Raw genomic sequence first — 21,738 nt, 5'->3', positions numbered from 1 at the left:
CCACATCTTCCAGCCGTCCCGGAGTCGTCCATGCGCCGCCTGCTGCTCGCCCTGCCCTTCGCCTTGTTGCCACTGGCCGTGGCCCAAGCCCACGACGATGACCACGATCATGACCACGCCCACGGTACCCTTGGGGCCCACGAGCATGGCGTGGCCAGGCTCAATGCCGTGCTCGATGGAAACACCCTTGAACTGGAGCTGGACAGCCCGGCCATGAACCTGGTCGGCTTCGAACACGCCGCCAGCAGCGATGCCGACAAAGCCAAGGTCGCGGCAGTGCGTCAGCAACTCGAGCAACCGCTGAAACTGTTCGGCCTGGCGGCTGCCGCCGGTTGCAAGGAAGACCAGCAAGAGCTGGAAAGCCCGCTGTTCGGTGACGCCTCGAAAGCCGACGACGAAGGCGATGAACATGACCACGAGCACTCGCACAGCGACATCGGCGCCCATTACCAGCTGACCTGCGCCAGCCCGGACAAACTGGCGCAACTGGACCTCGCGCCGCTGTTCAAGGCCTTCCCGGCCACGCAGAAAATCAACGTGCAGCTGATCGGCCGCAACGGCCAGAAGGGCGTGGAAGCCACGCCGGCCAAGGCAGCGGTCGCGTTCTGAATGCGCCAGCCGTTGATCGAACTGCATGACCTGGTGTTCGCCTGGCCAGGCCAGCCGGCGCTGCTGGACATACCGGCGTTCCAACTGGAAGCTGGCGAGGCCCTGTTCCTCAAGGGCCCCAGCGGCAGCGGCAAAACCACCTTGCTCGGTTTGCTGGGTGGGGTGAATGTGCCAGCCGGGGGCCGCATCCAGTTGCTCGGCCAGGACCTCGGCAGCCTGGGCCAAGGCGCCCGTGACCGCTTCCGGGTTGACCACACCGGCTATATCTTCCAGCAATTCAACCTGCTGCCATTCCTCTCGGTACGTGAGAACGTCGAGCTGCCCTGCCGCTTCTCGCGCAGCCGCAAGGCCCGTGCCGAGCAGCGCCATGGCAGTGTCGACCAGGCGGCCAGCACGTTGCTGGCCCATCTTGGCCTGGGCGACCCGATGCTGCTCGCCCGCCGCGCCGACAGCCTGTCGATCGGCCAGCAGCAACGGGTGGCCGCCGCCCGCGCGCTGATCGGCCAGCCCGAGCTGGTGATCGCCGACGAACCGACCTCGGCGCTGGACGCCGACACCCGCGAAGCCTTCATCCGCCTGCTGTTCGATGAATGCCGCGCCGCCGGTGCCAGCCTGCTGTTCGTCAGCCATGACCAGAGCCTGGCGCCACTGTTCGACCGCCACCTGTCGCTGGCCGAACTCAACCGTGCCGCCAAGCCCCGGGAGGCCTGATGTACCTGCTTCGCCTTGCCTTGGCCAGCCTGGCCAACCGCCGCTTCACCGCGTTGCTCACCGCCTTTGCCATCGCCCTCTCGGTATGCCTGTTGCTGGCCGTGGAGCGGGTGCGTACCGAGGCCCGCGCCAGCTTCGCCAGCACCATCAGCGGCACCGACCTGATCGTCGGTGCCCGCTCCGGCTCGGTGAACCTGCTGCTGTACTCGGTGTTTCGCATCGGCAACGCCACCAACAACATCCGCTGGGACAGCTACCAGCACTACGCCAAGGACCCACGGGTGAAATGGGCCATCCCCATCTCGCTGGGCGACTCGCACCGGGGCTATCGGGTAATGGGCACCACCGCTGACTACTTCAGCCATTACCAGTACGGCCGGCGCCAGCACCTGGAGCTCAGCCAGGGCCGCGCGTTTGCCGATGACCCGTTCGAAGTGGTACTGGGTGCCGAAGTGGCTGATGCGTTGCACTACAAGCTGGGCGACAAGCTGGTACTGGCCCATGGCGTGGCCGCGGTCAGCCTGGTCAAGCACGACGACAAACCGTTCACCGTGGTCGGCGTGCTCAAGCGCACCGGCACGCCGGTTGACCGTACCCTGCATATCAGCCTGGGCGGCATGGAAGCCATCCACATCGACTGGCACAACGGCGTACCAGCCCGTGGTGCCGGGCGCATCAGCGCCGAGCAAGCGCGCACGATGGACCTGCAACCTGCCGCCATCACTGCATTCATGCTTGGCCTGAACAACAAGATCGCCACCTTCAGCCTGCAGCGGGAGATCAACGAATACCGCAACGAGCCATTGCTGGCGATCCTGCCCGGCGTGGCCCTGCAGGAATTGTGGAGCCTGATGGGGACTGCCGAGCAGGCGTTGTTCGTGGTGTCGCTGTTCGTCGTGCTGACCGGTTTGATCGGCATGCTCACGGCGATCCTCACCAGCCTGAACGAGCGTCGGCGGGAAATGGCGATCTTGCGCTCGGTTGGTGCCAGGCCGTGGCACATCGCCGGGCTGCTGGTGCTGGAGGCGCTGTCGCTGGCCGCGGTCGGGATCGTCGCCGGGCTTGGCTTGCTGTATGCCGGTATCGCCCTGGCGCAGGGCTATGTGCAGGCCAACTATGGTTTATACCTGCCGCTGGCCCTGCCCAGTGCCCATGAGTGGACATTGCTGGCTATCATCCTGGGGGCTGCGCTGCTGATGGGCAGCGTGCCGGCGTGGCGGGCCTATCGGCAGTCGCTGGCCGATGGCCTGTCGATACATTTGTGAGAGCCGTAATGATCCGAAACCTCACGGCCTTGTTCGCGGGCACGCCCGCGAAGAAGCCGGCACTGCACACACTGCTGATGCTGCTGCTGACAGTCGCAATGCCGCTGTGGGCCGCCGAACCGCGCGAACTGGACTGGCCATCGCTGATCCCCGAGGGCGCCCCGGTCATCCCGCCGCAACTCGCGCCGCTGCACGACATGTCGCAGCTCGGCAACGCCCTGTCCGCCGAATCGGCACCAGCGGCGCGCCAGCAGGCCCCCGATGCGCCGGTGGTAAAAAGCCTCGACGGCCAGCAGATCAAGCTGCCCGGCTACATCGTGCCGCTGGAGGTGAGCGAAGAAGGCCGCACCACCGAGTTCCTGCTGGTCCCCTACTACGGCGCGTGCATTCATGTGCCGCCGCCGCCGTCGAACCAGATCGTGCACATCTTCAGCGAAATGGGCGTGCGCATCGAGGACCTCTACCAGCCTTACTGGATCGAGGGAAAGCTTCAGGTTAGAGCCTCCAGCAGCGAACTGGCGGATGCCGGCTACCAGATGGAAGCCGAGAAAATATACGCTTATGAGCTGAAGTGAGAACTGTTTCGAATTCGTGACGACGCTTCTTTGAGCTGGGTCAAACTTTCTGTTCAAACGCATCCGTACCATTGGGCCACTCGATTACTCACGTCCTCTGGGAGCTTCCATGAACAAGACCTTGCTCGGCGCCTCACTCGTGGCCCTTGCGCTCGCCGCACCCGCCGCCCACGCCTATCAGGCGGGCGATATGATCCTGCGCGCCGGCGCCATCACCACCGCTCCCAACGAAAGCAGTGGCGACCTCAAGTTCGATGGCAACAAGGTTTCGGGTACCAAGGCTACCCTGGACAGCGACACCCAGCTGGGCCTGACCTTCGCCTACATGCTCACCGACCACGTCGGCCTGGAACTGCTGGCTGCCACCCCGTTCAAGCACACCGTCGGCGTCAAGGGCCTGGGCGGCGGCCTGGATGGCAAGCTGGCAGACATCAAGCAACTGCCACCGACCCTGTCGCTGCAGTACTACCCGATGGAGCCCAGCTCCAAATTCCAGCCGTATGCTGGCGTGGGCATCAACTACACCCTGTTCTTCGATGAAGACCTCAGCAGCGCTCGCAAGCAGCAGGGCTTCAGCAACCTGAAACTGCAGGACTCGGTCGGTATCGCCGGCCAGCTGGGCATGGACTACATGCTCACCGACAACCTGCTGGTCAACGCCGCGGTCTGGTACGTCGACATCGACACCAAAGCCACCGTCGACGGCCCATCCGCCCTGGGCTTCAGCAAGACCAAGGTCGACGTCGAAGTCGACCCATGGGTGTACATGGTCGGCCTTGGCTACAAGTTCTGACTTGCACACTGCAGGGCGGCTTCGGCCGCCCTCGCCCGTCGTAGCCACAGCCAATACCCCAGCGCGAGCGTGCTGATGGCCATGCCCAGGCCACACACCGCAGCCCACCCCCAATGGGCAAACACCCAGCTCGCCAGCACCGCCCCCAGCCCACTGCCCAGCGAATAGCAACCCATGTAGGCGCCGATCAAGCGGCTGGCCATAGCGCCGCGCCCGGCCAGCAACAGGCTCTGGTTGGTGACATGCACTGCCTGTACGGCAACATCCAGCATCAGCACACCCAACACGAACAGCGTCAGCGACTGCCCGACCAAGGCCGTTGGCAGCCACGACAGTGTCAGCAGGGCCAGCGCCACCCCGGTGGTGCGCTCCCCCAGCCCCTGGTCGGCCAGTCGGCCGGCGCGCGCTGCCGCCAGCGTGCCGGCCACACCGGCAATGCCGAACAGGCCGATCTCGGTGTGGCTCAATGCCAATGGCGCGGCACTCAGGGGCATCACCATGGCGCTCCACAGCACACTGAACGCGGCGAAGATCAACACACCGAACATTCCACGCTGGCGTAGCAGCCGGTCATGCCGGTACAAGCTGAACTGGGCCATGATCAGCGCGCGGTAGCCAGACCGCAGCGCCACCGGCGGCGCCGCAGGCAAGCTCCGCCACAGCACCAGGGCCAGCACCAGCAGCAGCCCTGCGGCTATCAGGTACACACTGCGCCACCCGGCCAGGTCGGCAAGCCCGCCCGAGGCCAACCGCGCCAGCAATATCCCCAGCACCACCCCGCTGGTGACCATGCCCACGGCTTGCCCTTGCTGGCCGGCTGCGGCAAGGCTCGCGGCATGCGCCACCATGACCTGCACCATGACCGCCATCAGCCCGGTAATGGCCAGCGCCAGCAACAGCAGCGGCCAGTTGGGAGCCAGGCTTACACCGACCAATGCCAGGGCCGAAAACAGTAGCTGCCCAAGCAACAAGCGCTTGCGCTCGATCAGGTCGGCCAATGGCACGATCATCAGCAGCCCCAGCGCGTAGCCCGCCTGCGTTGCGCCAACGACCCAACCGATTCGCTGCTGCGCCACGCCCAGGTCGTTGGCCATCGATTCGAGCAACGGCTGGGCGAAATACACGGTCGCCACGGCCATGGCGCTGGTAATGGCGAGCAGCAGTGTTGGCCAGCGTGTCAGCACAGGGGGCATAGGATGGGCCTCGCCAATCTGGTTTCGATTTGAAACCACCTGCTGGCTTTCTAGCAAATGTGGTTTTAATCTGCAACCACATGATCAAAACAGGTTGGCCGCAATGCTCGATGAAAACAACGCACGCTGCCCGGTGGCACGGGCCCTGGAGGTGCTGGGTGATCGCTGGGCGCTGATGATTCTGCGCGATGCCTTCGATGGCCTGCGGCGCTTCAGTGAATTCCAGAAAAACCTGGGGTTGGCGAAGAACATCCTTGCGTCACGCCTGAAGCTGCTGGTGGAGAGCGGGCTGCTGACACTGCAACCGGCATCGGATGGCAGTGCCTACAAGGAGTACGTGCTGACCGAGAAAGGCCGATCAGTGTTTCCGGTGGTGGTCGGCTTGAGGCAATGGGGCGAGCGGTTTCTGTTCGAACCCGGTGAGGCGCGTTCGGCGTTGGTGGAGGGTGCTACCGGGCAGGCGCTGGAGATATTGCAGGTTCGAAGCCGCGATGGGCGAGTGCTGGCGGCCGAGGATTGTCAGCGCAAAGTGGTGCAGCATCCGTGATTATCGGGGCCTGCTGCGCAGCCCATCGCGACGCAAGGCCGCTCCTACAGGGGCGTGCGGGGCCGAGAGGCGCGCAAGCCGAGGTTTCGCGGTCGCGATAGGGGCGCATAGCGCCCCTGGGAATGTTCAGCCTTTACCCAGAAGCCGCGCCAAGCCCTCGACGATCGGCGTCGCCTGCGGGAAATCGAACCGCGCCAGCAAGCGTTGGTTATCCGCCCGCGAATGGCGAATGTCACCCGAACGCGCCGCCGCGTAGCTGATCGGCGGCAAGCTTCCGACCACCGTCTTCAGCGCCGCCAGCAACTGGTTCAGCGAGGTGGCCTGGTTGAGGCCGATGTTCACCGCGCCCTCCTCGACCTGGGCCTGCTCCAGCGCCTGCACCATCACCTGTACCAGGTCACCCACGTAGAGGAAGTCCCGCGTCTGCTCGCCGTCGCCGAACACCGTGATCGGCAAGCCCTGCACCGCGCGCTCGGAAAAGATGCTGATCACTCCGGAGTAAGGCGAGGACGGGTCCTGACGCGGCCCGAAGATATTGAAGAAGCGGAACACCACCGGCTCCAGGCCATGCTGGCGACGGTAGAAGTCCAGGTACTGCTCACTGGCCAGCTTGTCCACGGCATAGGGCGTCAGCGGCGCCTTGGGGGTGTCTTCGGCAATCGATTCGCCTTCGCCATTGTTACCATATACCGCTGCGCTGGAGGCGAACAACACCCGGCGCAGGCCGTGCACGCGCATGGCTTCGCAGACGTTGAGGGTGCCGATGAAATTGCTCTGGTGGGTCCGCACCGGGTCCTCGACCGAGGCCTGCACCGAGGCCACCGCTGCCAGGTGCACCACGGCACCGCAGCCAGCCGCCGCCTGGGTCACCAGCGCGGCATCGGCAACATCGCCTTCGATCAGCTGCAGCCGTGGGTGATCGACCTGCAGGTTGTCGCGCCGGCCGGTGGAGAAGTCGTCGAGAATGCGTACGCCGTAACCTTTGTCCAACAACGCATCGCACAGGTGGGAGCCAATGAAGCCGGCACCGCCGGTGATCAGGATGGGGGCGTCAGCCATGGCGGTAGAACCGGTCCAGTAGGGGCGGCAAGCCAGCGCGCCAGGCACGCGGCTTGATGCCGAAGGTGTGAAGGATTTTCTTGCAGGCCAGCACCGCGTGCTGCGGCTCTTCGCTGGCATCCGGCCGCGCGGCATGTGCCTGCGGCGTCGGCGCCTGTACCGCCAGCTGGCGATAATGGCCGGCCTCGGCGAGGATCGCCTGGCCCAGCGCCAGCGGCGTGGTCGCCTCGTTGCCGGCGTAATGGTAGGTGCCCCACAGCGGCGCATTGCAGTCCAGCTGCTTGAGCACCGACAGGATGACCCGGGCGGCATCGTCGACCGGTGTCGGGTTGCCGCGCCGGTCATCGGCCAGCAGCAATTCCTGCGGTTGCTCGGCGCGGGTCAGGAAGCGGCCCAGGGCGCCGTCGATGCTTTCATCGAGCAACCAGCCAAAGCGCAGCAGCACATGTTGCGGGCAAGCCGCACGCACGCTCTGTTCGATGCGCCACAGTGCCTGGCCGCGCAGGCCCAGCGGCACCGGTTCGTCCTTTTCGCTGTAGGCCGTGGCCCGCGAACCATCGAATACCCGGTAGCTGGAAGGCTGCACCAGGGTGATCTGGTGGTGCTGGCACAGTTCTGCCAGGCGCTCCACCGCCCGCTCCTGCAGGGCCAGGCGTTGCTCGCTGACCGTCTCGGCCTGGAACCAGTCGAAGTAGTAGGCCAGGTTGACCAGCGCGTCGGGGCGATGGTCATCAAGCAACTGGGTAAGGCTGGCCGGGGTCCAGCCGTTTTCCGGCGGGCGCGGCGCCAGGAAAGCGATGTCCTCCTCGGCCCCAAGACGAATCAGCGCTTGCCCGAGGGCATTGCCACCACCCAACAGCATTAGGCGCATACGCATAGAATCAGCAGATCCGGAGAGGTTGATCAAGGGAAAGGGGTCATTTTGCGGTTTCCCGGCGGGGAAGTCCAACACCGGCCCCGTTCGCTGCCACAGCGTGGGTAATTCCAGTCAAAAACCGCCACACGCTGAAATCCCCCTATAACGTTGCAGGAAGAGCTGACTTCCATGCCACAGCACAACTGCATTGAATAATAGGCTCGCCACTTGCCAGCCAGGGCGTTTCACACTTTGCCTTCAATCCAAAAGCAAAGGACAATCGCGCAAGGTAACGCTATCGACTAGCCTGTTTTGCGTGACCGTGGCACCGATCATTGGCTCTTTCAGAAAATTACCATGCACTTCCAAAAGAGTTCTTCTCAACGGCTGCAATGGCAGTTCGACGAGCCCGCACCGGGTACAGAATTATTCATCGATGAAGTTTTTGGAAACTACCAGCAACAGGCGCGGTTGCTGGTACCTGATGTCGAGCGCGCAGCCCCAGCATTCGTCCTGGGGGGCGCGCGCTCCGACTTTACCCGGCTCAACCCCCTGCTCTACCGCCTGCAAGCCGCAGGCATTGGTTCACTTACCGGTAATCTGTCAGGCCATAGCCTCGCCGCCGAGCCAGGCGCAGTATCGCCATCATTGGCGACCAACCTTGATGAAGCACTGCGCTTCCACGCGCATATTGCACCGCGATGTCGAACGCTCATAGGCCATAGTCTTGGCGCGGCAATCACGCTCAAGCTTGCAGCAAAGTTGCCTCAAGTGGACAAAATCGTACTGATCTGCCCGGCAGTCTATCCAGACCAAGCCCACCATGCGCCGTTCGGCCCGGCATTTACAGCAGCCATCAGCCAGCCTTTTGGTTTTCTGCTGAGCGACAGCTATGCCTTCCTCAACCAGTTTCAAGGAAAGGTGATGTTGGTGATCGGCGAGTATGACGGCCTCAATTCGCAGAAATTCGGCAAAGCACCCGGGACCAGCGCTGGCAACCTGTGGCTTGCCGGCACTGAACGCTACAGCCCGATCCCGGAAGAAGTTACCCTCGCCTTGATCAGGGCCGTTTCACCGTCGCGTTTGCAATGCCTGTTTCTCACAGACTGCGACCATGGCATCGCGGCACATCTGCGCAGTACACCGGCCATCGCAGACCAGGTGGCCGATGCGGTAGGCACGTTCATCCTCGACACTGCTTGAGGCGTTGAGCGTTACTCGATCTCGAACAGGCTGTTCCGCAACGGCCGCTCACTCAGCCGCTCACGTATATCGTCATCTATACGCGGATCATCCGGCTGGTACAGTTTCACCTGGCGGAAGACGCTGGCGCGATTGATCTGCTCGCCCAGGTACTCCCACACCACCCGGGTGCACGCCGGGTTGCGCCGGTCACCGCTGGATACGCCCGCCTTCAAGCCGTTAAGGCGAGTGATGCGGCTTTTGAAACTGGGAATGAGGATGGTGTGGCTCATCTCATTGAAGGTCAGCGACTCGTAGTCGACCAGGAACATCCGGTCCTGCAGCTGGAACGCCGCGCCCAGGTAACGGCAACGCACCTCGGCATGGTGGTCGATGGTGCTGGAGCGCTCCTGACGCTCCTCACGCTCGAACAGAAAGCGCCCACGCTCTTCCCACAGGTGTACCAGCGACACCAGGACAGTGCCCGGCACCGACAGGCAGTTGGAATACTCCAGGTAATAACCGCAATAGCGCGACAGGTTGCCGCCGTGATCGTGCAACGGGCGGAACAGCTCGCTGATTGGGTCGCCAGGTTGTTCCACCAACGCAGGTGCGCGGGCTCCGATCAGCCGGCTGAACTGCTCGGGCGGCAAATTCAGCTCGTATTCTTCAACGCCGAAGAAATCGCTGATGCGCTTGAGGTTGAAAGCCGTCGGACGGCTCTGCCCGCTCAGGTACTTGTTGAACTGGGCGCGATTGATCGTGAGCTGGCGGCAAACTTCGGAGATAGAGCGGTAATGACTGCAGGCAAATTTGAGGTTGGTAGCGAAATTATCGCTCATGACACGGAACCCAGGTGACGCGAATGACGCCAGTGTAGCAGCAATTCGCACCAAATTGGAGCAACCCGCGAAATTGTAACCGCTCTTGTCATAGCCAACCATGCGCGCCAACGAATAGCGGTGTGCCTGCCATCCGCTGGTCATTCCACACGAACAATAAGAATCGAGGTCATTTTCCAATGCTCGAAGTACTCAACGATTTCCTCTCGGGGAAACTGCTCATCGTGCTGATCGTGGGGCTGGGTAGCTACTTCACCATCCGTTCCCGGTTCGTCCAGTTCCGTCACTTCGCTCACATGTTCAGTGTGTTCAAAGAATCGCTGCGTGGCCAGGCAGGCCAGCTGAGCTCGTTCCAGGCCCTGATGCTGAGCCTGGCCGGCCGTGTTGGCGCCGGTAACATCGCCGGTGTCGGTATTGCCGTGACCCTGGGTGGCCCAGGCGCGGTGTTCTGGATGTGGGTTACCGCACTGGTAGGCATGTCCAGCAGCTTCTTCGAATGCACCCTGGCCCAGGTCTACAAGCGCGCCGACGGCGACGGCCTGTACCGTGGCGGCCCGGCCTACTACATCGAGCACGGCCTGAAGCTGAAAAGCATGGCCATCGTGTTCTCGCTGCTGCTGCTGGTCACCTACGGCTTCGCCTTCATCGGCCTGCAGTCGTACACCGTGACCCACTCGCTGCAGAACGCCTTCGCCTTCGACCCCAAGCACACCGGCATCGTCCTCGCCGTGCTGCTGGCCATCACCTTCATCGGCGGCATCAAGCGCATTGCTGCAGTCTCGGACCTGCTGGTCCCGATCAAGACCTTGGCCTACATCGGCGTGACCCTGTACGTGATCGGCACCCAGATCGAGCACGTGCCAGCCATGCTGGAAACCATCTTCAAGAGCGCCTTCGGCCTCGACCCTGCGTTTGGCGGCCTGCTCGGCAGCGCCATCGTCATGGGCGTGAAACGTGGTGTGTTCGCCAACGAAGCGGGCCTGGGCAGTGCGCCGAACGTCGCCGCCGTGGCTGCCGTGAAGCACCCGGGTGCCCAGGGCGTGGTCCAGGCCTTCAGCGTGTTCCTCGACACCTTCGTGATCTGCACCTGCACCGCCCTGCTGATCCTGCTGTCGGGCTTCTACACCCCAGGCTTCGAAGGTGACGGCATCGTCCTGACCCAGAACTCGCTGGCCGCCGTGGTCGGTGACTGGGGCCGCGTGTTCGTCAGCGTTGCGCTGTCGCTGTTCGTCTTCACCTGCATCCTCTACAACTACTACCTGGGCGAGAACAGCCTGCAGTTCCTCAGCCGCAACCGCGTGGTGCTGATGGTGTTCCGCGGCCTGGTGCTGGCGCTGGTGGTATGGGGTTCGCTGCAAGACCTGTCGACCGTGTTCGCTTTCGCCGACATCACCATGACCTGCCTGGCATTCGTCAACCTGGTGGCCCTGGCCCTGCTGTTCAAGGTCGGCCTGCGAGTGATGCGCGACTACGACGACCAGCGCAAGGCGGGTATCGACCAGCCGGTGTTCGATTCGGCCAAATTCGCCGACCTCGACCTGGACCGCAACGCCTGGCCTGCCAATCCGCAGGTGGAAAGCGCCACTGACAAAGCAGTTGGCCAAGCGCAAACCCAGCGCTGATATCCTGGCCTGCCAAGCCGCCCCATCCGCGGGCGGCTTTTCTTTTTCCGCTCACCGCTACGGATGCTTTCCATGCGTGCAGTAAAGAATCTCCTCGTACTTTATACCGGGGGCACCATCGGCATGCTCGAAACCCCTGAAGGCCTGGCGCCGGCAGGTGGTTTCGAAGCGCGGATGCGCGAGCATTTCGCCTTGATGGCCGATGCACCGAAGGTAAATTGGGCCCTGCAGGAAATGAACCCGCTGCTCGACAGCGCCAACATGCAACAGCACAACTGGCTGGCGATGCGCGATGCCATCGTCGCAGCAGTGGACGCTGGCCACGACGCTGTGCTGGTACTGCACGGCACCGACAGCCTGGCCTACAGTGCTGCTGCCTTGTCGTTCCTGTTGCTGGGCCTGCCGGTGCCGGTGCTGCTGACCGGCTCGATGCTGCCGGCTGGTGCGGCTGGCAGCGATGCCTGGGATAACCTGTGTGGCGCGCTGCGCCAGTTCGAACACGGCCTGCGGGACGGCGTGCAGTTGTACTTCCACGGCCAGTTGTTGCATGGCTGCCGCGCATCGAAGCTGCGCAGCGAGGCCTTCGATGCCTTTGCCGCGCTGCCGCGTCATCGCGACGGCGAGCGGGCGGCGGCGATTCCCGCCGAGCTGGGTTACCGCCACCCGCGCCAGGCGGTCAACCTGGCCGTAATGCCGGTGTTCCCAGGCCTGCAGGCCTGCCATCTGCAAGCTGTGCTGGACAGTGGCGTGCAAGGCTTGCTGCTGGAGTGCTATGGCAGTGGTACCGGGCCGTCGGACGACCAGGCACTGCTGGATGTGCTGAGCGCGGCGCGCCAGCGCGGCGTGTTGCTGGCGGCGATCAGCCAGTGCCCAGAGGGCTCGGTGGTGTTCGATACCTATGCGGCCGGTAACCGCTTGCGCGGGGCCGGGCTGGTCAGCGGTGGCGGCATGACACGCGAGGCAGCCCTGGGCAAGATGCTGGCGCTGCTGGGCGCGGGGTTGGACGTGGATGCAGCCGAACAGTGGTTCGCGCTGGATCTGTGTGGGGAGCGGGCTTAGGGTTCTTCCTTCGCTGCCGCTTCGCGGATAAATCCGCTCCTACAGGGGCTGGACAAGCCTCAGCGGGCCGCGACCCTTTTGTGGGTATGGGTAACAGGACGGTACCGCCTCAGGGCTATGTAGCCTTTGTGGATGCGGGCTTAGCCGTTAAAGGGCCCTGACAGGCAACGGAAAATGGCGGAAGGCAGCGGGAGTCGAACCTGCCCGGGAACGGCTGCCGTCCCCAACCGGGTTTGAAGCCCGGCCGCGCCACCGGGCGCGATTGCCTTCCTTGAACTCAGTGCCTGGCCTGCTGTTGGGCCAGGGCGCTGTCGGCGCGAATGTGACGCTGATCGGCCACCCTCCGGGTCAGGCCAATGCGGTCGAAATACTCCAGAATCTGCACACTGCGTTTACGACCGATGCCCAACATATCGCGAAACGCGGCAACCTGCACTATCGGCGTTTCCCTGGCCTGCCCCAGCAGCAGCTCTGCCATGCGCCGTAGCGTCGCCTCGGGGTAGAACAGGTCGCGCACCACCTGGTGCACCAGCCCCAGCCGGGCCAGCTTGCGCAGCAACAGGCGTACATCGGCTTCGGCACAATTTTCCTCGCTCGCCAGTGTCCTGACCCACGGCGGATCGTATTGCCCCGCCAGCAACCTGGGCTGCAAGCGGGCCCACAATGCACTGTCGGCTTCGCTCAGCTGCACCTTGTGCGCCGGCAGGTGCAGCCAGGGGCCGCTGCTGGCGATGGCGCCCTCATCGAGCAGCTCTTCCACCAGGCTGACGAAAGCGGGCCGTTCCAGCGGCAACGCGGCAAAACGGCGCAGGCGATCACGGTCCGGGCCCAGCTGGTCGGGCTCCTGCTCGTGGAACAGCGCCAACTGCCCCAGCACCAGGCGCTTGAGCGCCTGCCACTGGTCGCTGGCAAACAGCAATTGACCCTGCCGGGTGGCTACCACCCGCGTATTATCCGGCAACTGCCAGGTATCGCGCAGGCGGTTGAACTGCCGCTCCAGGCGCTGCGGGTCGATGCCTCCCGGGGCGCTGGCGAGCAGAGCCGGCAGGGCCTGCTCCAGGTCCTCGGCATCGCGCAGCACCTGTAACTGGCGCAGGCGCTGTTCGCTGCGGCGCTGACGGCTTGGCGCAAACGGGTCGAGTACCCTGCCACCGCCCAAGGTACGCTGGGCGCGCTGGTCACGCAGTACCAGGCGGTCGCCGTGCACCGCTTGCAGCGGCGCGTTGAGCAGCAACTGGGCGAACATGCGCTGGCCCGCCAGCAGGGTTTCCCCTTCGAGCAATGCCACCCGGGCGGTAACATCCTGGGTACCGAGGTGCACGTGCACGGCGCTGAAATGTTCAAAAGTGCGGGTTTCGCCCGGCAACAGATTTAGCTCGATATCGACCCGCATGCTGGGCGCATGCAGCCACTCGGGCACCAGCCAGTCACCTCGATGCAGTTGCTCTACCGCCAGGCGTTCGGCAGCAATGTTCAGTGCCACCCGCTGGCCCGCTTCGGCGACCAGTGCGGCCTGGTTCTGTGCATGCAGGCCGCGCACCCGCACCGGCTTGCCAGCCTTGCCCAGCAGCAAGGTTTCGCCGGCACTGACTCGCCCGGCCAGCGCGGTGCCGGTCACCACCACACCCGCGCCGGTAACGGCGAAGGCACGGTCGACGGCCAGGCGAAAACCGCCGCGGGTACTGCGCTGGCGCACTTGCTGTTGCGCCGCCAGCAGGGCCTGGCGCAGGGCATCGACGCCTTCGCCGGTGACGCTCGACAACGGAAATTGCCGCGCCCCGGCATAGGGCCCCGGCGCCAGCAATGCATCGACCTGCGCCTGCACTTCGGCCAGGCGCGCCGGTTCAACCCGGTCGCATTTGCTGATCGCCACCAGGGCCTGGGGAATGCCCAGCAGTTCGATGATGGCCAGGTGCTCGCGGGTTTGCGGCATCACCCCATCGTCGGCAGCCACCACCAGCAGCACCAGGTCGATGCCATGGGCGCCGGCCAGCATGTTGTGAATGAAGCGCTCATGGCCCGGCACGTCGATGAAGCCGGTCAGCGCGGCCCCTTCGGACAGCGCCGCATAGCGGTAGCCAAGATCGATGGTCATGCCACGGGCGCGCTCTTCCTGGCGCTGGTCCCCGGCCTGGCCGGTCAGGGCCTGCAGCAATGCGGTCTTGCCATGGTCGATGTGGCCGGCGGTTCCTACGATCACTGCACCGGCCCCAGTTGCAGGGCAGGCAACTGCGCCAGCCACTGGGCTTCGTCATCCAGCTGGCGCAGGTCCAGCCACAAGGCGTCGTCATCGATACGGCCGAGCACCGGCACCGGCAGGTCACGCAGGGCCCGCTCCAGCACATGCAGGCTGCGCCCACGCAGCTTCTTCGACACCTGTGGGCGCAGGCACAGCGCTACGCTCGGCAGGCGCGCTACCGGCTGGCTGCCGCTGCCGATCATGCCCAGTGCCGGCGCCACGCTGACCTGCCATTGCTCACCGAGGCAGGCCTTCAGCTCAGGCGCCAGGCGCTCGGCCTGGGCCTGGATTTCGGCCTGGTTGCGGGTCAGCAGGCGCAGGCTGGGCAGGCGTTCGGCCAGGCGGTCGGGGTTGCGGTACAGCGCCAGCACCGCTTCGAGGGCCGCGAGGGTGATCTTGTCGACACGCAGCGCGCGCTTGAGCGGGTTCTTCTTGATCCTGGCGATCAGCGCCTTGCGACCGACGATGATCCCGGCTTGCGGCCCGCCCAGCAGCTTGTCGCCACTGAAGGTGACGATATCGGCGCCATCGGCGAGGGCCTGGCGCACGGTCGGCTCGGCAGGCAGGCCCCAGCGGGTCAGGTCGAGCAGGCTGCCGCTGCCCAGGTCTTCAAGCAACGGCAAGTCATGTTGGTGGGCGATGCGCGCCAGCTCGGCGGTGGCGACCTGGGTGGTGAATCCCTGGATGCTGTAGTTGCTGCAATGCACCCGCATCAGCAAACCGGTGCGCGGATTGATGGCGGCCTCGTAGTCGCGGGCGTGGGTGCGGTTGGTGGTGCCGACCTCATGCAGCTTCACGCCGGCGCGGGCCATGATGTCGGGAATACGGAAAGCACCGCCGATCTCGATCAGTTCGCCACGGGAGATGATGCCCTCCTTGCGCGCGCCCAGGCTGTTGAGCGCCAGCAGCACGGCGGCGGCATTGTTGTTGACCACGGTGACGGCTTCGGCGCCAGTCAGCTCGCGGATCAGCCCTTCGATCAGGTCGTCGCGGTCGCCGCGCTTGCCGGTGGCCAGGTCGAATTCGAGGTTGAGCGGGTAACGGGCGGCGGTCTGCATGGCCTCGATGGCTTCCTCTGGCAGCAAGGCGCGGCCAAGGTTGGTGTGCAGCACGGTGCCGGTGAGGTTGAAGACGCGCCGGACCTGGCTGCGCTGCTGATGGGCCAGGCGTTCGCCGGCGCGGCCCAGCAGGACCTCGGCGGCGAGTTCGGCGGTGCAGAGCTGGCCGTTGCGGGCGGGGTCGCGCAGGTCGTCGAGCAGTTGCCGCAGGGTGGCCAGCACGGCGTCGCGGCCGTGCCGGTCGATCAGCGGCAGGCAGGCCGGGTGGCGCAGCAGGGTATCGATGGAGGGCAGGCGTGGGGTGTCGCTGGCGAGGCTGGAGGGCATGCGGTACTACCTTGGACTATTCCGTTGTCTGTTCTGGCCTCTTCGCGGGTGTGGCCGCTCCCACAAAGGTTCTGCGCAGGCCTATGTGGGAGCGGGCGTACCCGCGAAGAGGGCGACTCGGTCTTACAGTGTAGACACTCAGCCACTATCCGGGCGCGAGCATCAGGTTCGGTGCCAGGCGATGAAAGCCCTCCTCGTCCAGGCGGATATCCAGCGCCAGGCTGGCCAGGTCGTCGGCCAGGGGCTCGGCAGCCGCATCGTTTTCCAGGTAGTTGTGCTTCAGGTAGCTTTTGCACGCGGGGCAGCACTCGGCCCGCAACGGCGCCTTGCCCGGGGCATGGCGATCGTCGTCGAGGCTGGTGTAGCGCAAGTCCTTGCTCGACTCGCAATACACGCACTTGACCCGCACCACATGCCATTCACAGGCACACAGCGAACAGGCCAGGTAGCGCAGGCCATTGTGCTTGCCACGGTTGCGCACCACCCCGGCCATGGCCGGTGAACCACAGGCCGGGCACTGCGCCAGGCTGCCGGCCGGCTTGAGTTCAGGCGCGGGCAGTGCCAGCAGCCAGCTGGCCCAGGCCGCCTGCAACGCGGCGCCGAGAAATGGCACCAACGCCGCTGGCACGGCATCGTACTGGCCGGCAAGCAAGGCGATGCCCCAGCCCTTGCGTTGATCGTCGCCACTGCCACGCAGGGCTTGCAGCGCCTCCCCCAACGGACCGCTGGTGTCAGCGTCGAGGTACCCAAGCAAGGCGTGCAACCAGGCCAGCCACGGCCCTTCGCGTACCAGGCTGTCTGCCGCCAGCGGCGGCAAGCCATGACTTATACACAGGCACTGACGCTGCTCGGCCACCGGCATATCACCGGGTGGGTTATCCACAAGCTGCTGCTGGATGCGGCACAAGCGGGCCGCTAGTTTCAGGTAATCGCCAAGGGCATTGCCTTCGGCCAGCTGTTCCAGGCGCGCGGCGCGCAGCTCGAACAGGTTGGCCGGGGGCAGGTGCAGAAACGGCGGCATCACCGCCGATGCTTCGATCTGCCCGGGTTCGAGTATCGTGCTCAAGCGCTCATCCTTCTTTCCGTCCGTGGCTGCCCGGGGTCTTGTCGCCGGTCACTTCGCGGTACCACAATTCATGGTGCTTGCGCGCCCAGGCGCGGCTGACCCGGCCATGCAGCATGGCGCCGACCGAGCCCTTGATCCAGATGCCGGCGTAGATGTGCACGATGATACTGAGGATCAGCACGAACGCCGCCAGGGCATGCAGCAAGGTGGCCAGGCGAATGGCGCCTATGTCGAAGTACTGGCTGAACCAGGCACGCCAGATCACTACGCCGCTGAGCAGCAGGATCAGCATGCACACCAGCAAGGTCCAGAACAGCAGCTTCTGGCCGGCGTTGTACTTGCCGATCGGCGGTACGCCCTCCTCCTGGTTCAGCATGACCCGATCGATCCGACGCAGCCATAGGCGATCGTTGGCGCTGATGAAGTTCGCCCGCCAGAACCGCAGCACCAGGCCAAGGAAGAACACGAACATGGCCACGCCCAGGAACGGGTGGAGGATACGCGTCCATGGCCCGCCACCGAACAAATGGCTGAGCCAGAACAGTGCCGGATGGAACAGCGCCAGCCCGGACAACCCGGCGAGGACGAACAGGATCGCGACGACCCAGTGGTTGCTGCGTTCGTTGGCGTTGTAGCGCAGGATGGGTTTGTGGTCGTTCATGGTCGCTGCTCCTCCTGGCCACCGGGCCGGGTCGGGTCATAGACATGCACCGACGGGTCCACCTGATGCACGCTTTCGTCGGGCGCCGCCGGGTGCTCGTCGTCTTCCACGCGCTGTGGCCCGACCCGTACATAGTGGAAGAACCCGGCCAGCACCGCCGCGCCCATGGCCAGCAGCGCCAGCGGCTTGGTGATGCCCTTCCACAGCCCTACCAGCGGGCTGATCACCGGCTGGTCCGGCAGGCCGGCGTACAGCTTCGGCGTGTCGGCATGGTGCAGCACATACATAACGTGGGTACCGCCGACGCCGTCCGGGTCATACAACCCGGCCTTGTCGTAGCCCCGCGACTGCAGGTCGATGATGCGCTCGGCGGCATGCACCTTCATCTCGTCCTTGCTGCCGAACACGATCGCCCCGGTCGGGCAGGTTTTCACACAGGCCGGCTCCAGGCCCACGGTTACCCGGTCGGAACACAGGGTGCACTTGTAGGCCTTGTGGTCCTTCTGCGAGATCCGCGGGATATTGAACGGGCAGCCAGTGATGCAGTAGCCGCAGCCGATGCAGTGGTCCTGGTTGAAATCGACGATGCCGTTGGCGTGCTTGATGATCGCGCCCGGGCTCGGGCAGGCCTTCAGGCACCCTGGCTCGGCGCAATGCATGCAGCCGTCCTTGCGGATCAGCCACTCCAGGTTGCCGTCGTCGCGCTCGTGCTCGGTGAAGCGCATCAGGGTCCAGGTCTCGGCAGTGAGGTCCTGGGGGTTGTCGTAGGTGCCGTGGTTGTGGCCGACCTCGTCACGCAGTTCGTTCCACTCCGAACACGCCACCTGGCAGGCCTTGCAGCCGATGCACTTGGTGGTGTCGATCAGCTTGGCGACTTCCTGCTGCTGGCGTACCGAAGGCGGTACGGTGGTGGTGGCCGAGCGGGCGATGATGTCTTGGCTGGCCATCAGAGTTTCTCCACTTTTACGAGGAACGACTTGGACTCCGGCGTCTGCGTGTTGCCGTCACCGAGGAACGGCACCAGGGTGTTGGTCAGGTAGCCGTGCCGGGTGGTACCGGTGAAGCCCCAATGCAACGGGATGCCGATCTGGTGCACGGTCTGGTTGTTGACCTGGAGCGGGCGGATCCGCTTGGTCACCACCGCCACCGCCTCGATATGCCCGCGCTTGCTCGACACCCGCACCCGGTCGCCGGCCTTGATGCCCTTCTCGTTGGCCAGCACCTCGCCGATCTCGACGAACTGCTCGGGCTGGGCGATGGCGTTGAGCCGGCAGTGCTTGCTCCAGAAGTGGAAGTGCTCGGTCAACCGGTAGGTGGTCGCCGCATACGGGAACTCCTCGTGCTTGCCGAGGGTGTCCCATACAGAATCGAAGATCCGCCCGGCCGGGTTGCTGGTGGCCTTCTTGTTCTGCGGGTGCAGCGGGTTGATACCAATCGGCGTCTCGAACGGCTCGTAGTGCTCGGGGAACGGCCCTTCGGCCATCTTGTCGATGGCGAAGAACCGGGCCACGCCCTCGGGGTTCATGATGAACGGGTTCATCCCCGCCTCGGGTGGCGAGTCGACCTTGAAATCGGGCACGTCGGTGCCGGTCCAGGCCTTGCCGTTCCACCATACCAGGCGCTTCTTCTCGGCGTCCCACGGCTTGCCTTGCGGGTCGCTGGAGGCACGGTTGTAGAGGATGCGGCGGTTGGCCGGCCAGGCCCAGGCCCAGTTCTGCACCTGGTGCATGCCGTACGGGTCGCTGTTGTCGCGGCGAGCCATCTGGTTGCCCTGCTCGGTCCAGCAGCCGGCGAAGATCCAGCAGCCGGACGCGGTGCTGCCGTCGTCCTTCAACTGGCCGAAGCCGGCCAGCTGCTGGCCGGCCTTGATCACTGCGCCGGTCGGGTCGGTGACGTCGGTCACTGCCCAGCCGTTCATTTCCCTGGCCAGCTCCTCCGGGGACGGCTCTGCGGGAATCTTGTATGGCCAGCTGATGTTCATCAGCGCGTCTGGGTAGGCGCCGCCCTCGGCCTGGTAGCGTTGGCGCAGGCGCAGGAACAGCTCGCTCATGATGTGCACGTCGGTGCGGGTCTCACCCGGGCCGTCGGCGCCCTTCCAGTGCCACTGCAGCCAGCGGCTGCTGTTGACCAGCGAGCCGTCTTCCTCGGCGAAGCAGGTGGTGGGCAGGCGGATCACTTCGGTCTGGATATTGGCCGTATCGACGTCGTTGAACGGCCCGGCATTGCGCCAGAACTCCGATGTTTCGGTGGCCAGCGGGTCCATGATCACCAGCCACTTGAGCTTGCCCAGGGCCGCGGTGACACGGTTCTTGTCCGGCAGCGCGGCAATCGGGTTGAAGCCCTGGCACATGTAGCCGTTGACCTTGCCCTGGCCCATCATCTCGAACATGCGCAGCACGTCGTAGGCTGGCACGTCGAGCTTGGGCAGCCAGTCGTAGCCCCAGTTGTTTTCTGCCGTGGCATTGGCGCCGTACCAGGCCTTCATCAGGCTGACGTGGAACTTGCCGTAGTTCTGCCAGTACGACAGCTGGCCTGGGCGCAGTGGCTTGGAGGCGCGCTTGTCGATGTAGGCGGCGTAGTCCTGCTCGGCATCGCCGGGCAGGGTCAGGTAACCCGGCAGCGAGTTGGACAGCAGGCCGAGGTCGGTCAGGCCCTGGATGTTGGAGTGCCCGCGCAAGGCGTTGACCCCACCACCCGGCATGCCGACGTTGCCCAGCAGCAGCTGGACCATCGCCGCACTGCGAATGATCTGCGCGCCGATCGAATGCTGCGTCCAGCCGAGGGCGTAGAGGATCGTCATGGTCTTGCCCGGTACCGAGCAGGTGGCGATCTCTTCCCAGATCTTCAGCATGGCGTCCTGCGGCATGCCACAGGTCATGCTGGCCAGTTCCGGGGTGTAGCGGCTGTAGTGCTGCTTCATCAGCTGGAACACGCAACGCGGGTGCTGCAGGGTCGGGTCGACCTTGGCAAAACCGTCCTCACCCAGCTCGTAGCCCCAGCCGGACTTGTCGGCATACACGCGCTTGGCTTCGTCGTAGCCGCTGAACAGCCCGTCCTCGAAGCCATAGGTTTGCTTGACGATGAACGACACGTCGGTGTAGTTGCGCACGTATTCGTGCTGGATCTTGTCGTTGCTCAGCAGGTAGTTGATCAGCCCGCCCATGAAGGCGATGTCGGTGCCGGTGCGAATTGGCGCGTAGTAGTCCGCCACCGAAGCGGTACGGGTAAAGCGTGGGTCGACCACGATCAGCCGCGCCTTGTTGTGGGCCTTGGCCTCGGTCACCCATTTGAAGCCGCACGGATGCGCTTCTGCTGCGTTGCCACCCATCACCAGGACCAGATTCGCGTTGGCGATATCGGACCAGTGGTTGGTCATGGCGCCACGGCCGTACGTCGGGGCAAGACTTGCCACCGTCGGGCCATGTCAGACACGTGCCTGGTTATCGAACCCCAGCATGCCTGTTGCGCGGATGACCTTGTGGGTCAGGTAGCCCGCCTCGCTGGAGGCGGCAGAAGCAGCGAGAAAACCGGTGGTGAGCCAGCGGTTTACCGTTTGCCCCTGGGCGTTCTTCTCGATGAAGTTGGCATCGCGGTCCTGCTTCATCAGCTCGGCGACGCGGTCGAGCGCCTCGTCCCAGCTGACCCGCACCCACTCCTTGCTGCCCGGCTTGCGTACCTCGGGGTACTGCAGGCGGCTCGGGCTGTGGATGAAGTCCAGCAGGCCGGCGCCTTTCGGGCACAGGGTGCCGCGGTTGACCGGGTGGTCGGCGTCACCTTCGATATGGATGATGTTCTGTTTGACGTTCTTGCCCGCATCACCCTGGCTGTACATGATCAGGCCGCAGCCGACCGAGCAGTAGGGGCAGGTGTTGCGGGTTTCTTTGGTGTGCGCCAACTTGAAGTGGCGCACCTGCTCGGCGAATGCCGGTGTCGGGGCCATGCCCAACGCCGCAAGGCTCGAGCCTCCAAGGCCGACGGCGGCGACCTTGAAGAATTGCCGACGGTTCAGGTCCATCGTGCACTCCTGATCAGGTGGTGGACGCACGGAACATGGCCGGCGCCTCTTGGTAGTCA

Annotated in this window: 19 protein-coding genes and 1 tRNA gene; 9 read left to right on the top strand and 11 right to left on the bottom strand. The window is 64.7% G+C overall.

From position 1 onward, the window contains the following. Positions 1 to 30 precede the first annotated feature (30 nt). From ACJA3S_RS02640 to ACJA3S_RS02620, 5 genes are all read left to right on the top strand, one after another. Positions 31 to 609: a DUF2796 domain-containing protein gene (locus tag ACJA3S_RS02640; RefSeq protein WP_406820750.1), complete on the top strand. Its 579-nt coding sequence runs from the start codon at positions 31 to 33 to the stop codon at positions 607 to 609. After that, positions 610 to 1,320 carry an ABC transporter ATP-binding protein gene (locus tag ACJA3S_RS02635; RefSeq protein ID WP_406820749.1) on the top strand — a complete coding sequence of 237 codons (711 nt, stop codon included), beginning with the start codon at positions 610 to 612 and terminating at the stop codon, positions 1,318 to 1,320. It abuts the gene before it with no gap. Then, positions 1,320 to 2,585, top strand: a complete 1,266-nt coding sequence (locus ACJA3S_RS02630; protein WP_170028047.1) for an ABC transporter permease — start codon at positions 1,320 to 1,322, stop codon at positions 2,583 to 2,585. The genes ACJA3S_RS02635 and ACJA3S_RS02630 overlap by 1 nt, the downstream gene beginning before the upstream one ends. An 8-nt stretch (positions 2,586 to 2,593) precedes the next feature. After that, complete coding sequence (locus ACJA3S_RS02625) at positions 2,594 to 3,160, top strand: DUF3299 domain-containing protein (protein WP_406820748.1); 567 nt, start codon at positions 2,594 to 2,596, stop codon at positions 3,158 to 3,160. A 109-nt stretch (positions 3,161 to 3,269) separates the two neighbouring features. Beyond that, the gene (locus tag ACJA3S_RS02620; protein ID WP_406820747.1) at positions 3,270 to 3,953 is read left to right on the top strand and encodes an OmpW/AlkL family protein; all 684 of its coding nucleotides are present in this window, start codon (positions 3,270 to 3,272) and stop codon (positions 3,951 to 3,953) included. Here ACJA3S_RS02620 and ACJA3S_RS02615 read toward each other — a convergent pair. Continuing rightward, positions 3,941 to 5,146, bottom strand: a complete 1,206-nt coding sequence (locus tag ACJA3S_RS02615) for an MFS transporter (RefSeq protein ID WP_406820746.1) — start codon at positions 5,144 to 5,146, stop codon at positions 3,941 to 3,943. The two genes, ACJA3S_RS02620 and ACJA3S_RS02615, sit on opposite strands and share 13 nt — an antisense overlap. A 103-nt stretch (positions 5,147 to 5,249) precedes the next feature. On the opposite strand from ACJA3S_RS02615, the gene ACJA3S_RS02610 reads away from it, so the two are divergent. Then, a complete protein-coding gene (locus tag ACJA3S_RS02610; protein WP_406820745.1) occupies positions 5,250 to 5,693 on the top strand; it encodes a winged helix-turn-helix transcriptional regulator in 444 nt (147 codons plus the stop codon). Between the two features lie 126 nt (positions 5,694 to 5,819). Here the strand turns inward: ACJA3S_RS02610 and ACJA3S_RS02605 are convergent, their stop codons facing one another. Both ACJA3S_RS02605 and ACJA3S_RS02600 read right to left on the bottom strand, forming a co-directional pair. Then, positions 5,820 to 6,752: an NAD-dependent epimerase/dehydratase family protein gene (locus ACJA3S_RS02605; protein WP_406820744.1), complete on the bottom strand. Its 933-nt coding sequence runs from the start codon at positions 6,750 to 6,752 to the stop codon at positions 5,820 to 5,822. Then, positions 6,745 to 7,629 carry a sugar nucleotide-binding protein gene (locus ACJA3S_RS02600; protein WP_170028042.1) on the bottom strand — a complete coding sequence of 295 codons (885 nt, stop codon included), beginning with the start codon at positions 7,627 to 7,629 and terminating at the stop codon, positions 6,745 to 6,747. The genes ACJA3S_RS02605 and ACJA3S_RS02600 overlap by 8 nt, the downstream gene beginning before the upstream one ends. Before the next feature lie 336 nt (positions 7,630 to 7,965). Here ACJA3S_RS02600 and ACJA3S_RS02595 point away from each other — a divergent pair, with 336 nt between their 5' ends. After that, positions 7,966 to 8,811, top strand: a complete 846-nt coding sequence (locus ACJA3S_RS02595; RefSeq protein ID WP_406820743.1) for an alpha/beta hydrolase — start codon at positions 7,966 to 7,968, stop codon at positions 8,809 to 8,811. 11 nt (positions 8,812 to 8,822) lie between these two features. Here the strand turns inward: ACJA3S_RS02595 and ACJA3S_RS02590 are convergent, their stop codons facing one another. After that, positions 8,823 to 9,632, bottom strand: coding sequence for a helix-turn-helix domain-containing protein (locus tag ACJA3S_RS02590; RefSeq protein ID WP_406820742.1), 810 nt, complete (start codon positions 9,630 to 9,632; stop codon positions 8,823 to 8,825). Between the two features lie 179 nt (positions 9,633 to 9,811). On the opposite strand from ACJA3S_RS02590, the gene ACJA3S_RS02585 reads away from it, so the two are divergent. Continuing rightward, the gene (locus tag ACJA3S_RS02585) at positions 9,812 to 11,254 is read left to right on the top strand and encodes an alanine/glycine:cation symporter family protein (RefSeq protein ID WP_406820741.1); all 1,443 of its coding nucleotides are present in this window, start codon (positions 9,812 to 9,814) and stop codon (positions 11,252 to 11,254) included. 72 nt (positions 11,255 to 11,326) lie between these two features. Continuing rightward, positions 11,327 to 12,313: an asparaginase gene (locus ACJA3S_RS02580; protein WP_406820740.1), complete on the top strand. Its 987-nt coding sequence runs from the start codon at positions 11,327 to 11,329 to the stop codon at positions 12,311 to 12,313. A gap of 175 nt (positions 12,314 to 12,488) precedes the next feature. Here ACJA3S_RS02580 and ACJA3S_RS02575 read toward each other — a convergent pair. The 7 genes from ACJA3S_RS02575 to fdnG form a co-directional block, all read right to left on the bottom strand. Continuing rightward, a tRNA-Sec gene (locus tag ACJA3S_RS02575) sits at positions 12,489 to 12,584 on the bottom strand. 6 nt (positions 12,585 to 12,590) lie between these two features. Next, positions 12,591 to 14,513 (bottom strand): selenocysteine-specific translation elongation factor, encoded by a 1,923-nt coding sequence (gene selB, locus ACJA3S_RS02570; RefSeq protein ID WP_406820739.1) that lies wholly within the window; start codon positions 14,511 to 14,513, stop codon positions 12,591 to 12,593. Then, positions 14,510 to 15,937, bottom strand: a complete 1,428-nt coding sequence (selA, locus tag ACJA3S_RS02565; RefSeq protein WP_406820738.1) for an L-seryl-tRNA(Sec) selenium transferase — start codon at positions 15,935 to 15,937, stop codon at positions 14,510 to 14,512. Before selA ends, selB begins: the two co-directional genes overlap by 4 nt. 145 nt (positions 15,938 to 16,082) lie before the next feature. After that, on the bottom strand, positions 16,083 to 17,003 hold the full coding sequence (gene fdhE, locus ACJA3S_RS02560; RefSeq protein ID WP_406820737.1) for a formate dehydrogenase accessory protein FdhE: 921 nt from the start codon (positions 17,001 to 17,003) through the stop codon (positions 16,083 to 16,085). A gap of 4 nt (positions 17,004 to 17,007) precedes the next feature. Continuing rightward, on the bottom strand, positions 17,008 to 17,664 hold the full coding sequence (locus ACJA3S_RS02555) for a formate dehydrogenase subunit gamma (protein WP_406820736.1): 657 nt from the start codon (positions 17,662 to 17,664) through the stop codon (positions 17,008 to 17,010). Next, positions 17,661 to 18,611 carry a formate dehydrogenase subunit beta gene (gene fdxH / locus ACJA3S_RS02550; RefSeq protein ID WP_406820735.1) on the bottom strand — a complete coding sequence of 317 codons (951 nt, stop codon included), beginning with the start codon at positions 18,609 to 18,611 and terminating at the stop codon, positions 17,661 to 17,663. Before fdxH ends, ACJA3S_RS02555 begins: the two co-directional genes overlap by 4 nt. Next, positions 18,611 to 21,679: a formate dehydrogenase-N subunit alpha gene (gene fdnG / locus ACJA3S_RS02545; protein WP_170028032.1), complete on the bottom strand. Its 3,069-nt coding sequence runs from the start codon at positions 21,677 to 21,679 to the stop codon at positions 18,611 to 18,613. The genes fdxH and fdnG overlap by 1 nt, the downstream gene beginning before the upstream one ends. Positions 21,680 to 21,738 lie beyond the last annotated feature (59 nt).

Source organism: Pseudomonas sp. KnCO4 (assembly GCF_045344305.1).
GTDB lineage: Bacteria > Pseudomonadota > Gammaproteobacteria > Pseudomonadales > Pseudomonadaceae > Aquipseudomonas > Aquipseudomonas anuradhapurensis.
This window is presented reverse-complemented; position numbering and strand designations above follow the sequence as displayed.

Coding starts and splice junctions, on each gene's coding strand:
- ACJA3S_RS02630 (WP_170028047.1), top strand. CDS start 1,320: ATGTACCTGCTTCGCCTTGCCTTGGCCAGCCTGGCCAACCGCCGCTTC.
- ACJA3S_RS02615 (WP_406820746.1), bottom strand. CDS start 5,146: ATGCCCCCTGTGCTGACACGCTGGCCAACACTGCTGCTCGCCATTACC.
- ACJA3S_RS02620 (WP_406820747.1), top strand. CDS start 3,270: ATGAACAAGACCTTGCTCGGCGCCTCACTCGTGGCCCTTGCGCTCGCC.
- ACJA3S_RS02585 (WP_406820741.1), top strand. CDS start 9,812: ATGCTCGAAGTACTCAACGATTTCCTCTCGGGGAAACTGCTCATCGTG.
- ACJA3S_RS02555 (WP_406820736.1), bottom strand. CDS start 17,664: ATGAACGACCACAAACCCATCCTGCGCTACAACGCCAACGAACGCAGC.
- ACJA3S_RS02640 (WP_406820750.1), top strand. CDS start 31: ATGCGCCGCCTGCTGCTCGCCCTGCCCTTCGCCTTGTTGCCACTGGCC.
- ACJA3S_RS02605 (WP_406820744.1), bottom strand. CDS start 6,752: ATGGCTGACGCCCCCATCCTGATCACCGGCGGTGCCGGCTTCATTGGC.
- ACJA3S_RS02610 (WP_406820745.1), top strand. CDS start 5,250: ATGCTCGATGAAAACAACGCACGCTGCCCGGTGGCACGGGCCCTGGAG.
- ACJA3S_RS02600 (WP_170028042.1), bottom strand. CDS start 7,629: ATGCGTATGCGCCTAATGCTGTTGGGTGGTGGCAATGCCCTCGGGCAA.
- selA (WP_406820738.1), bottom strand. CDS start 15,937: ATGCCCTCCAGCCTCGCCAGCGACACCCCACGCCTGCCCTCCATCGAT.
- fdxH (WP_406820735.1), bottom strand. CDS start 18,611: ATGGCCAGCCAAGACATCATCGCCCGCTCGGCCACCACCACCGTACCG.
- ACJA3S_RS02590 (WP_406820742.1), bottom strand. CDS start 9,632: ATGAGCGATAATTTCGCTACCAACCTCAAATTTGCCTGCAGTCATTAC.
- ACJA3S_RS02580 (WP_406820740.1), top strand. CDS start 11,327: ATGCGTGCAGTAAAGAATCTCCTCGTACTTTATACCGGGGGCACCATC.
- ACJA3S_RS02625 (WP_406820748.1), top strand. CDS start 2,594: ATGATCCGAAACCTCACGGCCTTGTTCGCGGGCACGCCCGCGAAGAAG.
- ACJA3S_RS02595 (WP_406820743.1), top strand. CDS start 7,966: ATGCACTTCCAAAAGAGTTCTTCTCAACGGCTGCAATGGCAGTTCGAC.
- ACJA3S_RS02635 (WP_406820749.1), top strand. CDS start 610: ATGCGCCAGCCGTTGATCGAACTGCATGACCTGGTGTTCGCCTGGCCA.